Below are 12125 nucleotides of genomic sequence, written 5' to 3'. Positions count from 1 at the left end.
GATAAAAAAAGACTGAACGTTCCTTAGGGACGTCCAGTCTGCAAAAAAGAATTATTTTGCTTCTTCAACTGGGTAAACAGAAACTTGTTTACGATCTCTGCCCAAACGTTCGAATTTAACAACGCCACTAGTTAAAGCAAACAAAGTGTCGTCGCCACCGATACCAACGTTCTTACCTGGGTGGATCTTAGTACCGCGTTGACGGAAAATGATTGAACCTGCGTTGATCTTTTGACCATCAGCACGCTTTGCGCCTAAACGACGACCAGCTGAGTTACGACCGTTAGCAGTTGAACCACCACCCTTGTGGTGGGCAAATAATTTAAGTGCTTCAAGATTATTAATCATCATTTGTTTCACCCCTTAATTAAGCTTCAATGCTTTCGATAGTTACTTTAGTGTAAGGTTGACGGTGACCGTACTTAGTGTGTGAGTGCTTCTTAGGCTTGTACTTGAAAGTAACAACTTTCTTTTCCTTACCTTGCTTTTCAACTTTAGCAACAACTTTAGCACCTTCAACTACTGGAGTACCAATCTTAGTTGACTTACCATCGTTTACAAGAATAACTTCATCAAAAGTTACTTCGTCGCCAGGCTTAACTTCAAGCTTTTCAACAAAAACGCTGTCGCCTTTAGCAACCTTGTATTGCTTACCACCGGTTTTAATAACTGCGTACATTTGTACACCTCCGAAAAAATACTTAGACTCGCCGTGTGAGGTGGAATTAACGTTAATTCTCTTCTAACCCCATAAACGTGCGGTTGCAGATGTGAGGTTTCCACAAATACAACTCTTACAGTATACTCTCATCCCTCTTTTAAAGCAATTCAATATCAAAATTTCTAAAAAAATAATAGAATAAATCTAGTAGGTGTTTTTAAAAAGAGGAGAAAAATTATGCTTAAACTTTATGGTTATAAACGTTGTTCAACTTCAAAAAAAGCTCAGAAATGGCTAGATGATCACCAGATTGCTTATCAGTATCAAGATTTAGTAGAAAAGCCACCTAAACAAGAAGACTTGCTTAAGTGGCTAACTAAGTTTCAAGATCGTGGATTGAGATACTTTTTTAATACTTCGGGACAAGTATATCGCCAGATGCAACTAAAAGATAAAATCGGGGAAATGTCTATTGAAGAGGCCAGCAAACTACTTTCTCAAAACGGCAAATTAATCAAAAGACCTTTAGTCACTGATGGTGAAAATTTAACTTGTGGCTTTAAAGAAGACCTGTACAAAAATACATGGCTATAGTCCCCATTGGCCACCATGAACTCTGGCTACCGTATCAGTAATAATAAATGCTTGGGGATCAATATCGTGAATTTTACTGATCAAAGGGCCATATTCACGGGTATCAACTACTAATAATAGTTGCTTTTTGTCGTCATCACTATAGCCACCAACAACATCGTAAATTGTTAAACCGTTGTAATTATCAAGCAGCATGGATTTTAATTCATCAAAATGTTCATTGCTCATAATTCTTACTTGATATTTGCGGTCAAAGCCGGCTTCTGCATAATTCATCGTCATTGCTGTCACTACTTGAGAAAGGGCGGCTAATAAAAAGGCGTTCCAACCATCCACAAATATATTAAGAAAAATGATAATCATATCAATCGCAAGCAAGCCAACGGCTGGATTAATATAAAAATATTTCTTTAAAATCATTGGTGGAATTGTCGTTCCACCACTTGATGCATTAACGCGATAAAGCAATGACACTCCCAGCCCCATTAAAGCTCCACCATAAATCACTGCTAGCAATTGATTATTAGTGATTTTAAAACTAGGCGTAATTTCCATTAAAACAGGAAGCAATAAACTACCTAAGGCAACGTTTTTCGTTGTCTTTTTTCCTAAAAAAATTGCTGCAAGAATGAGCATTAAAATATTAACAATTAAAACTGTAATTGAACGATTAATACCCCATACCGCATCAACTAAAATTGAAATACCAGTTGAGCCACCAGCTGCGATATTAATTGGACCATAGAAGAAATTAATAGAAATGGCGATAATTTCTAAGCCAGCTAAAAAGACTAGCCAACGCATCCAAGATTTCTTTTTGATGTTTTTTGTCATTTCATCATCCTTCCTAAAAATAAGTTATTAACATTTTATCTAATTTTTATACAACCTGTCAGTTTTATCGCTCATTTCTAATTATTTTTTAACATTTTATATTCTAATTGCTGATTTCCTTCATAAGCTGGCATCCCATTTTCGGCTCTATACAAAGCACGTTCAAATGCTTGATATCCTTTGCTAGAGCTAACGGCAAATTTTACATGATATTTACTTGCAAACTCTCTAATATTCCAGGTACTATCATGAGCCGCAAAAGCAGTCACTAAAATTACAATATCTAAATCTTTAATTTGATTTTCAATTACCTTTTTCTTTCCTTCAAACGCATCGATTGGAATTGCAATACCATTGTAGCGATTGACAATACCTTCTAAAACTGCTTCGTTTTGATTGTCTCCAATCGCAATACCAACTCTTTGATAATGCAAATTCATATCTAATTGTGCCAGTTTCTGCGTGTTTTCCCGACTTGACTTTTCTTTTTTAGTTTTAGAAATTCGCTTTGGTTGCTCAGTTTCATAGATCCATCGAATTTGAACAGCACTAGCTGGATCTTTTTTGAGTCTTACGTCACCGGTATACCAAGCCAAGTCAACAATTGAACCATCTTCTAGATGCACACTTCCATTTTGATAATAACTAGAATCAAGGGCAACAATCACTGGCTTATGATTAATTGTTAACCTTTCTCCGTGAATATTACGCGAAACGCTTAGATTTCCAGGGCTTCCTTGTACTACACCATACTTAAAATCTTCTATTTTGTCATAATCACGACTGCGCAATTTTCTATAGCCGACAACTCGTAAAACTTCAGCTTCATTTAATCCCTCTGATACAGTTATAGCTTCAACAATATCGCCACTCTTTAGGTTTAAATCGTGTATTTGACTTTCATTAACTTCAAAAACCACTTCTCCATTATCATTGATTAGATCTGCACCCTTTAATGCACGAATAACTGTATAACGTCTTCCCTTTCGATAGTCACGTACTTTTTCTTTTTTAGGCTTTAATGCCTCTTCAAAAATTTTTCTATTTACTGCACTACTTGTTTCCTCAGATGATTGAACTGCTTGATCCAGCTGTCCTAATTGTTTTCCAAAATTGGCAGTAATATTTTGATCAAAAGTTAATTTATGTAGTGCACCTAAAGCTGTCTTTTTAGCATCTTTATTGCCAGGATACTCAATTAATTTAGTTATTCCTTGCAAAAAAGTATTTATTTGAGCAATAGCTTTGGGATCAAGTTCACCATCAGCTCCACTTTCACTGCTTTCTCCTGTCATTCCTAAGACCAACTTAATTGCATTCAAGCTATTTTTAAGACTCTTTTCGTCGCCTTCTGTACTATTTAATATTCTTTTTAAATTATTTCGATAATCGAACATTTTAACCACTTTCTTACTTACTTTTTATCTATTATTATAGCGATTTAATAATATTCAATTCAAAATTTCTTTATCACTTTTATCAATAAAGTGATATATTAAAAGTAAAAAAGAAAAAGTGAGGAAAAATCATGACTAAGTACACTGTTACATTATCTGAAGAAGATTACCAAATGTTAAAAGATTGTCATTCAAAGAATCCTTCAATTATGAAGGCTTTAGAAGAAGCTAAAAAAGAAGATTAAGCTAAATAAAAAAATCGTGATTAGTTAAATTGCTAATCACGATTTTTTTATTTATTTTTTGGACGCTCTTCGACTAAAAAGTAACATTCCAATTACAGTACCTATAATTAGGTCAATAATTACTGGAATAATCATAAACTTTCCTGAATTGATCAAAACCATATCAACAGCTGCCCAAATTATTCCAACCAGGATTCCTTTATACAGATACTCCCACTTAAACTTAAATTTGGGTTGATCTATACTCAGCCAAACACCAGCTAAAATAAAACCTAAAAATAAGCTTATAACGATAAGAATTACAAACAGACTAATTACTCTAGCAATCGATAAGGTGCGTAGGTTTGAAAAATCAGCTGGACTTTTAAAGCTAAAAAATAATAAATAAACAAACCATACTGTACTAAAACTTAGTCCTAGCTTTATTAGGTGATTAATAGAAAACTTTTTCAATCTTTAAGCCCTCCATTCGCCGCCTTGACCATAAGTATGCTTGTCAAGTTCATTAATAATTACATGAATATGTTCTTTTGGAGCACCGGTATTCTTATGAACAGCTTCAGTGATATCTTTCATCATTTGAGTAAGTTGTTCATCGCTTCTACCCTTAATTAGTTCTACATGTACAAATGGCATTTAAAATTCCTCCTTTTTATCTTTAATCAAAATTATAACAAATCTATTTTAATTAAGCAGTTCTTCTTAAAATTCTTCTTGCGCCATCACGGACTGCAAAGTATAAGATCGGGGTACAAATTGCTGTCGAAATCGAATTTATGACTGTTGCTGGCAAACTAACAAAAGAGCTCACCAAAGCCACATTTAAGCTAGTTCCTACCATTAAAGCCTCTACAATTGAAACACAATAGGTAGTAAAAATTTTCGTAATTCCAGCAATAATTCCCAAAATAATAATATTTTTCTTGCTGTCTTTATAATGCATCCCTTTATATACAGCCATTAAGACGCTCGCTACAACAACTACTTCTAACATAGTCAATCAAGATGTGGCAGCATAACCATTAAGCAAATCAAATCCACCCAGGCCAATAATTCCAGCTAGCATACCATTTCGATAACCTAAATATAAAATAGCCACTGCAGTTAACGTATTACCAAAGTGGATAAATGATCTCCCAACTAAAGCTGGTACAGGAATTCTTAAAATCCATACTCCTAAATAGATTATTGCTGCAAATAAACCCGTCATAATAATTGAAACCAGTGAGTTTTCCTTTGTTCGCATTCCTATCTTTCCTCTTCTGTTACTTTTTTCATAAGCCAAGCTAAGGCTCCTGCATAATTGGGACCTAAACGTTTATCTTGATTTACATCTGTCACCTTAATAGATAACTTAATAAAATCAGCTGCTATCTGCGAACTTTCTTTTAAATTATATTCAGCTAAAACTGCAGCTAACAAGCTGCTTGCAAACATATCTCCAGTTCCAAAAAAGGAACGAGCAATTTTTTTGTTTTCTAATATAAAGTTGAGCCTATCACTTACCCCAACTATTGCAATTTTTTTACCTGTTGGGATACCTGTAATTATAGCACCATCTAATTCAAATCTTTCTTTTAAATTTAAAGCAATATCATTTATCTCTTCAATTGAAAAATCTCTATACTCTTTCTTTAACAATAAACATGCTTCAGTCAAATTAGGTGTTAAAATCGTAGCTTTTTTTGCAAGCAAACGCATTTTTGATACATATTGCTGATCTAAACCACTATACAATTTACCCGAGTCTGCCATTGCTGGGTCAAGTAAAATCAACTTACTTTTTTTAAATTTAGAGATATGTTCAACCCAAAAATCGATTGCTTCTTTTCCCAAATAACCAAGATACAAATTTTCAAAAGTAATATTTTCTTCTTGCCAGTGAGTAATGATTTTTTCTATTTCCCTATTTAAGTTTAAAAATGTATTATTACCAAACCCACCAGTATGCGTAGATAAAATTGTTGTTGGCAATACATCTGGTTGATAACCACAAGCACCTAAAATTGGCAAAGCAACGCTTAACGAAACTTGCCCCACGCGAGAAAGATCTTGGCTGATCAAAAGTTTTTCGTTCATTTTGCCTTTCTTTCTAATCTTATCCGCTTCTTTTTAATAGTATAGCGTTTTGAATTCAATCTAATTTGTAGCAATTTATTATGCCAGTAGGTTAAGGCTACCCTAATCGCCAAACGATTATACCAACGATAGTCATGCTTCAGATAATTATACGCATCCTTAAGATCATACAAATGGTCACTAGTCACAAATTGATTTCGACTCCAATGCCAGTCGTCAGCCCCTTTTTTTCGAATTCTAATTTTCTCAACACGACCAACACTTAGTCTTGCATGTCCATTAATATATTTACTTCGCGCAACTGTGAGATAGTTTCCAATCATTGTCTGCTTCCAAAATTGATTGTTTCTTTTTTCTATAAAAAGAGCATGTCTAAGTACTTTACTTAAGCAATACCATTCTTTTTCTCCACTTGGAAGTTCAATTAAACACCAAATATATTCTTGTCTCTTTCGCAACTTTTCCCCAACTTTTATTCTTAACTTTTTTATTTATATACCAATAAATCAACTTCAACATGAAATGACTCATTTCCTGGCATTTTTTCCGATTCTCCTTGCCTGATCATGAATTCTACATAAGTCATTAAAATCGAATTCTTGGTATTTTCTAATTTTCATCTTACTCATAAAAACTAAAAAGCTCCTCCGCCGCTTCCACCGCCAAAGCCCCCAGATGAACCACCAGAGAACCCACCGGATCCACCTGAAGTTGACGAATTAAGACTGGCTCCTGAATTAAAGCTTGAATTAAAATTACTTGCAAATCCGTCTTGTCCTGAACTATAAAATGGTCCCCAGAACAAGATATTTGCATCATCTATTTCGTCAGCAAATTCTAGCTTCAACTGTTTTAATACTTTCTTGGATACACCTAGAGCCACTGCATATGGCATTATTTCTTCCCACAAAGCAAGTTCTCCAACCTCACGCATCTTGAAGTTGCCAATTTCATCAAGCATTTTCTTAAAGCCGCGTACTCGGTTAGTTGTTTCTGCACCTTTAGCAGTGTATGGTGACAACTTTTTACCACTATAAATAGTAACGATAATCGCTAATGCAAACAGAATTAAAGTTGCCGTAAAAGAAATTGCGTCTTGATTAAGAAAAATTGCTGCAATTATTCCAACACCACTTAGTATCAGTAAGATAATCATTAAAGCAATATTGGTCTCTTTTTTATTTTCGAGTTTTTTATCAAAAAAGCCAGCACTATTTGCTTCTTGCATTTTTTCTTTTTGCCATTTAGTAAAAAGCTTATTTAGCTTCGAAGAATGATGTTTCTTTAGCTCATAGCTTGTGAAAGCTTGCCCATTGCCCACATTATTAAATAAATAATTTAATAACGGACTCGAATTTATTAATTCTTTATCAATTAAAGAAATCTCATAGTACGTTTTTCTTCTTACTTTAAATGGTTCAATCTCTATTTGCTTCTTAACAGCTAGTTGCATTAAATAGGCAGTTAAAGCTTTTGAACTTGGTTTATCATCAGTGTCTAAGATCGCTGCCATAACTGGTGAAACAGCAGGAATATCATAGTTTCTAGGTAATTGTTTTTCTTTTTGAGGCCTAACGCCTGATTTTTTTAAAGTTAGACTTCTAATAATAGCTAGTAGAGATAACAATCCCGATATTATCAAAGCACCTAATCCTAGTATTTTGGTTCTATGCCGCTTTTCATTAGCCTTACGGGCCAGATTTGCTTCTTGATTTTGAACATAATTTTTATGTTTCTCATTTTTAATATTTTTATTTTGATAAGTTACCGATGTAGGAAAAATAGTGTGTACTTCAATTCCTTCATCTCCTGCAACATTAGTTCCAGTCAAAATAATATTTCCTTTTGCTGGATTAACAGTAATCTGACCTGATAAATCTCCATGCGCCCATGCTTTTAAATCTTTAACTGGACCAGGAAAAACTATGCCTACTCTTACATTATCTAAATCAGTATCCCAACCATTACCAATTATTTTAAAGTTAAGTTCCGCTGTATCTTTCCAATTAATAATTGCATTGGTAATTTCATAAGTATAAATAATAGTAAATTTATCACCATCATTTACATTATGCCAAACCTTAAATCGATAACCATGATTACTATGGCTTAATTTATACGTATTATTTTGATTACTATCACTTCGCACAATATTAGTTGAATTATTTCCAGTTAAAATTCTAACTTGCGGATTTTTTAATTCTTGATTATCTGCTAAATTTTGCCGATAAAAAACTCCATGTGCACTATCATCAAATTTATAGGTTATTCTTCTTTCCATTGAAAGTGATCCATTAGGATTAACACGTGCTGTCACATCAACAGTTGTAATATCATAATTAACATCAGCAAAAGTAGGTGAGATAAAGACAATAAAAGCGACTAATATTGTTACCATTCCCAATATTAAGTGAAAAATTTTCTTCATAAAAGCCTCATAAACAAAGTCAGTTTTGGCTTAATTATAACTTAACATGCAAAAAAAGCGCTAGATTTTCTCTAGCGCTTTTGGAAATGTACCAGCCAATAATGTAATTATTAAACCAGTAATAATTGTTGGCTTTTCATTCATTAATTTAATTAAAAATGGACTAATTAATAAACCAATTACAATTCCAATATTTGGAATCGTCGACAGCATTTCTACTGCTGCCTTATCTACTCCTGGAAAGGCATGATACATTAATGGCAAAGCGGATGCTTTTCTTTCATTTTACTTTCCTCCCACTTCATTTCTGCTAATCTTTGACAAGATGCTTTCTAAAGAATTCAGCTTCTTCGTCATTGGCTTCTTTTGCCAATTCATCTTTTTGATTAATTAAGAAAACATAATATTTTCCTCTCTTATTGAATTCACTTTCATGATAATTAAAAATGAGTCTAAAAAAATAGGTCAATTATTGGCGCAAATTGACCTATTTTATTAATTCTTTCTTTATTTTAGATGCGCTTTTGCTATATAACTTCTCAAAAGCACGATCCATAGTTCCAATGCTAGAAAAGCCGTTATCAATTGCAACTTGTGCAAGGTTCTTTTTCTGCTTTTTCAATTCTTGATAAACATGTTCAGCCCTAACATTATTGAGATATGTCTCGACTATTAGTTCCATTTCTTTCTTAAAAAAGCGTGCTAAATATTCTTTTGAAATATTGTATTTATTTGCAATGAGAGCCAAATTGAGTTCTTCTTGATAATGATTATTTACATACTGAGTAATATATGGTAGTAGATTAATAATATAAGCTTTCCGTGCACTAACCTGTTTCTGCTCCTCTTTATCTTCAGTTTTACCATATTCAACATAACTCAATTCACCTGCTTGAAAATGTGCTCCGTTTAAAAGTTGTCAATTAACAATTATGCCTCACCAACTCTAGTTTCCAAGGTAATAGAAGCACAGTTTTGCATATTCTTTAAACTGCCAAGCCAGTTCTCAGCTAAAACACTAGCTTTACCATCATTGATTACAGCAATTGGAATATCATATTTTTGGTATCTTTCTGCAAAGTCAATCCCATCAAGAAATGGTAATGCACCACCAAAATGAATTTTAGTATGCGTAATTTTTTCTGGAGCACAAAAGGCTAGCTCCTTAACACATTTTTTACATATTTTTCTACAATTTGATCAATATTTTTCAAAAATTGATCTTTTTATGGGATGTTTTTATCTTTCCTTATTCAATAATATTTCCTGCATTATCAAGTTCTGCATATTTTACATTTGTTCCACCAATATCGATGCTCAAATAATTCTTTTTCATTATTATCCTCTCTCTTAATGTTTAGCGCTTACAAAAGATATTTTATGGTGTATTTAATTTTGATACAAGTCGATTATTGATATTTTTTAGGTTAGATATTGATATAAAAAAAGAGATCTTTCGATCTCTTCCTTAATTTCTACAATCCAAGATGTACCCAAGGCTTCAAATCAACAGCTGGCTCTTCCCAAAGTTTAACTAAGTCTTCAGACAAGTATTTCTTATCAACAACTACGTCATAAACATATTCTTCAAACCATTTTTGACTCATTTCATAGAATCCCTTATGACCATATTTATCGCCCCAAGAATTTTCTACTTTCCACTTACGAATTTCGCCATTATCTTCATCAACACCAACTAAAGTCATATCATGAGTAGCAGATCCTTCGCCAGTAGCTAAACGATCAGCCTTACTCATTTGTGTATCTACACCATATAAGTCATCAGTCTTATATAATTCAGTATCAAGAAAGCCAGTTTTACGTTCCATTTGCTTTAAAACGTCATTTCCAAAAATAACTGCTTTTCCATCTTTTAATTGTGCTGCAGCTGCTCTTGCCAAAACTTCAATTGGTACGTTCAGACCAGTAATTGGTTGGCCTCCAACAACATTATCGTATAAATCTTGATGATAACGTTTGTTGTAATCATAATTAGGTGAGTTTAATAGAACAACATAGTCATCCCAATTAAAATCTTTTAAATATTTTTCTGCAAATTGACGTGGAGTTAAATCTTTTTCTAAATGATATTTCTTGTCATCATCACGATATTCTAAATCAAATTTCTTTGGAGGCTCACCTAAAGCTACTGCCGCCATTCGATAAACTTCATTTAAGAATTCTTTCTTAGCTTTTTCAGCTTCTTCAAGTTTACCTTCTTGGACTAACTTACGTAATACTAAAGCATCTTTTCTTTCCTTACGTGCTAAAGAATCAATTAAAGCTGTAGTGTTGTTTGATGTAGCATTTTCTGGCATTGCATATGATGGGACAACACCATATTTTTTAACTAAATTAATTGCCATTTGCCACAAACCGCCATCTTGACCAGCAAAATTAAGCCACGTTTCTACTTCACGATCGTCAACTGGCTTATCTGCCAAACGAATCATACTATCATAAAAGGCATTTGCTCTTTCGATCTTATCCCAGAAAAAATTATATGCTTGTGAAAAAGTAAAATCTTTAACATGATATTTTTTACCAAAATGGTGACGTAAAACATTTAAACTAGCGAATTCCCAGCAACGACCCGAATGCTTTTGATCAGTTACTCCACCAATATCAAGTTCAGTTGAAAAAGTATGATTTAAACGCTTTGAAACCTCATCATTAAATGAAGCTTCAAATAACCCATTTTGACGAGCAGCACGAGATGCTACTTTATTTTTATTGTCTTTATTAAAATCTGTAGAGAAAGCTGTTAATTCTTGTTCTGATAAAGCACCCATTTTATTTTCTCCTTTTAATCATATGATTTCATTCAATTATTTTTAATTTTACATTAATATTAAAAATAAGCAAGTTATCTAGAAAAAAAGACTAAGTATTTTATCAATACTCAGTCTTTCTTAATTTATTCAAATTACAGGCAGAATAACTTTTAATTATTCAAAAATTTCGTCAATATCTAATACTACTACATATGCATTAGGAGTATCAGTTCCAGAAACGATTTTCTTAGCATATTCGTCATCTTCGTGAACGTGTGGTGTAGCCAAAACTTGTACGGCAGTATGAGAAGGAACATCTGCTGCAACTAATGCTACTTTAGAACCATTTTTAATATTTTCAAAAGCTGCGCCTTTTGTTTTTTCAAGATATTGCATATGACTTGGATCTAATACAGTCATTGAACCTTTAGGACCAACTTGTGGATTACCGTTTTCATCAACAGTAGCAATGTAAACTAAATTATTCTTAAAAAGATCTGCTTGTTTGTCAGTTAATTTGTTTGTATCTAATTTTTTCATAGTATATAGTTCCTTTCTATTACTAATCATTCATAAGTATAAGCCTATTTAATAAAAAAATCTTCTTTTTTGCTTACATTTTCATAATATTTCCATCAAATCAAATAACGTTATTTTATAAATCACAGCAAACAAATTTTATATACACTCTTTTTTCTTTACATACAGCATTATTATAAATAACAACTTTTTTTGCAAAACTAATATATATTTATAAATCTTTTCTTAATTTTTTTGCATTTACTAAATTGTAATTTATCAGGCAATCATAAAATATTATTTATATTAAAAATAAGAAAAATATAATTTATTATTGACTTATTTTCAAATCGGCGTATTATTATGAACACAAACATTATTATCAAACAGCTTTGATAAGGAAAAGTAATTAAGAAACGTCCCTTCAGAGAATTTCTGGTTGGTGTGAAGAAATAGGTAGGCTCTTAATGAAAATCACCTTTGAGCGTAAACTACGATTTAGAGTAGTTTAAGGGACAGCCCTTTATAGCGACGGCGTATCGTTCTTTTGTATTGAACCGTACGTTATTTAAAGACTAGTTTTCTAGTAAAAAT

12 protein-coding genes, 4 pseudogenes and 2 other annotated features (1 of these 18 running past the window's edge) are annotated in these 12125 nt (G+C 32.7%); of the genes and pseudogenes, 1 reads left to right on the top strand and 15 read right to left on the bottom strand.

Translation table 11 applies throughout. The annotated features are described in order from the left end of the window. Positions 1 to 51: 51 nt before the first annotated feature. Together rpmA and rplU are read right to left on the bottom strand one after the other, a co-directional pair. Positions 52 to 351: a 50S ribosomal protein L27 gene (gene rpmA / locus H1A07_RS03385; RefSeq protein WP_003647542.1), complete on the bottom strand. Its 300-nt coding sequence runs from the start codon at positions 349 to 351 to the stop codon at positions 52 to 54. 16 nt (positions 352 to 367) lie between these two features. After that, a complete protein-coding gene (gene rplU / locus H1A07_RS03380) occupies positions 368 to 679 on the bottom strand; it encodes a 50S ribosomal protein L21 (protein WP_003647543.1) in 312 nt (103 codons plus the stop codon). Between the two features lie 14 nt (positions 680 to 693). Then, positions 694 to 774: a sequence feature (ribosomal protein L21 leader region), on the bottom strand. Between the two features lie 124 nt (positions 775 to 898). Between rplU and H1A07_RS03375 the strand changes: the two genes are divergently transcribed. Then, positions 899 to 1255, top strand: a complete 357-nt coding sequence (locus H1A07_RS03375; protein WP_210145353.1) for an arsenate reductase family protein — start codon at positions 899 to 901, stop codon at positions 1253 to 1255. Here H1A07_RS03375 and H1A07_RS03370 read toward each other — a convergent pair. The 13 genes and pseudogenes from H1A07_RS03370 to H1A07_RS03310 all read right to left on the bottom strand — a co-directional run bounded on the left by H1A07_RS03370 (position 1250) and on the right by H1A07_RS03310 (position 11552). Further along, complete coding sequence (locus H1A07_RS03370) at positions 1250 to 2089, bottom strand: YitT family protein (RefSeq protein ID WP_210145352.1); 840 nt, start codon at positions 2087 to 2089, stop codon at positions 1250 to 1252. The genes H1A07_RS03375 and H1A07_RS03370 overlap by 6 nt on opposite strands. Before the next feature lie 77 nt (positions 2090 to 2166). After that, positions 2167 to 3486 (bottom strand): DUF2325 domain-containing protein, encoded by a 1320-nt coding sequence (locus tag H1A07_RS03365; protein ID WP_210145488.1) that lies wholly within the window; start codon positions 3484 to 3486, stop codon positions 2167 to 2169. 296 nt (positions 3487 to 3782) lie between these two features. Next, positions 3783 to 4184 carry a hypothetical protein gene (locus H1A07_RS03360; protein WP_210145351.1) on the bottom strand — a complete coding sequence of 134 codons (402 nt, stop codon included), beginning with the start codon at positions 4182 to 4184 and terminating at the stop codon, positions 3783 to 3785. A gap of 3 nt (positions 4185 to 4187) precedes the next feature. Beyond that, entirely contained in the window at positions 4188 to 4367 is a 180-nt protein-coding gene (locus tag H1A07_RS03355; protein WP_003647546.1) for a 2-hydroxymuconate tautomerase, read from the bottom strand. A gap of 52 nt (positions 4368 to 4419) precedes the next feature. Then, positions 4420 to 4977, bottom strand: a pseudogene (locus tag H1A07_RS03350) (ECF transporter S component). A gap of 2 nt (positions 4978 to 4979) precedes the next feature. After that, on the bottom strand, positions 4980 to 5810 hold the full coding sequence (locus H1A07_RS03345; RefSeq protein WP_210145350.1) for a PfkB family carbohydrate kinase: 831 nt from the start codon (positions 5808 to 5810) through the stop codon (positions 4980 to 4982). Continuing rightward, entirely contained in the window at positions 5807 to 6268 is a 462-nt protein-coding gene (locus H1A07_RS03340) for a DUF7679 family protein (RefSeq protein WP_210145349.1), read from the bottom strand. Before H1A07_RS03340 ends, H1A07_RS03345 begins: the two co-directional genes overlap by 4 nt. 176 nt (positions 6269 to 6444) lie before the next feature. After that, the gene (locus tag H1A07_RS03335; protein ID WP_210145348.1) at positions 6445 to 8238 is read right to left on the bottom strand and encodes a DUF2207 domain-containing protein; all 1794 of its coding nucleotides are present in this window, start codon (positions 8236 to 8238) and stop codon (positions 6445 to 6447) included. Between the two features lie 81 nt (positions 8239 to 8319). Continuing rightward, positions 8320 to 8511 (bottom strand): annotated as a pseudogene (locus H1A07_RS03330) (MFS transporter); the annotation flags it as partial. A gap of 37 nt (positions 8512 to 8548) precedes the next feature. Beyond that, a pseudogene (locus tag H1A07_RS03325) lies at positions 8549 to 8641 on the bottom strand (alpha/beta hydrolase); the annotation flags it as partial. A gap of 84 nt (positions 8642 to 8725) precedes the next feature. Then, positions 8726 to 9574, bottom strand: a pseudogene (locus tag H1A07_RS10525) (ROK family protein). A 139-nt stretch (positions 9575 to 9713) separates the two neighbouring features. Next, the gene (locus H1A07_RS03315) at positions 9714 to 11030 is read right to left on the bottom strand and encodes a C1 family peptidase (protein WP_153939189.1); all 1317 of its coding nucleotides are present in this window, start codon (positions 11028 to 11030) and stop codon (positions 9714 to 9716) included. Positions 11031 to 11186: 156 nt separating this feature from the next. Continuing rightward, a complete protein-coding gene (locus H1A07_RS03310) occupies positions 11187 to 11552 on the bottom strand; it encodes a pyridoxamine 5'-phosphate oxidase family protein (RefSeq protein WP_057718931.1) in 366 nt (121 codons plus the stop codon). Between the two features lie 362 nt (positions 11553 to 11914). After that, positions 11915 to 12125, top strand: a binding site (T-box leader) (it continues 29 nt past the right edge of the window).

This window comes from Lactobacillus taiwanensis, assembly GCF_017894345.1.
Taxonomy (GTDB): domain Bacteria; phylum Bacillota; class Bacilli; order Lactobacillales; family Lactobacillaceae; genus Lactobacillus; species Lactobacillus taiwanensis.
The sequence above is the reverse complement of the archived record's forward strand: the minus strand, read 5'-3'. Positions and strand labels throughout refer to the sequence as shown.

What these genes read in the sequence shown, in the direction of transcription:
- rpmA (WP_003647542.1), bottom strand. Translation starts at nt 351, where the DNA reads ATGATGATTAATAATCTTGAAGCACTTAAATTATTTGCCCACCACAAG.
- rplU (WP_003647543.1), bottom strand. Translation starts at nt 679, where the DNA reads ATGTACGCAGTTATTAAAACCGGTGGTAAGCAATACAAGGTTGCTAAA.
- H1A07_RS03375 (WP_210145353.1), top strand. Translation starts at nt 899, where the DNA reads ATGCTTAAACTTTATGGTTATAAACGTTGTTCAACTTCAAAAAAAGCT.
- H1A07_RS03370 (WP_210145352.1), bottom strand. Translation starts at nt 2,089, where the DNA reads ATGACAAAAAACATCAAAAAGAAATCTTGGATGCGTTGGCTAGTCTTT.
- H1A07_RS03365 (WP_210145488.1), bottom strand. Translation starts at nt 3,486, where the DNA reads ATGTTCGATTATCGAAATAATTTAAAAAGAATATTAAATAGTACAGAA.
- H1A07_RS03355 (WP_003647546.1), bottom strand. Translation starts at nt 4,367, where the DNA reads ATGCCATTTGTACATGTAGAACTAATTAAGGGTAGAAGCGATGAACAA.
- H1A07_RS03345 (WP_210145350.1), bottom strand. Translation starts at nt 5,810, where the DNA reads ATGAACGAAAAACTTTTGATCAGCCAAGATCTTTCTCGCGTGGGGCAA.
- H1A07_RS03335 (WP_210145348.1), bottom strand. Translation starts at nt 8,238, where the DNA reads ATGAAGAAAATTTTTCACTTAATATTGGGAATGGTAACAATATTAGTC.
- H1A07_RS03315 (WP_153939189.1), bottom strand. Translation starts at nt 11,030, where the DNA reads ATGGGTGCTTTATCAGAACAAGAATTAACAGCTTTCTCTACAGATTTT.
- H1A07_RS03310 (WP_057718931.1), bottom strand. Translation starts at nt 11,552, where the DNA reads ATGAAAAAATTAGATACAAACAAATTAACTGACAAACAAGCAGATCTT.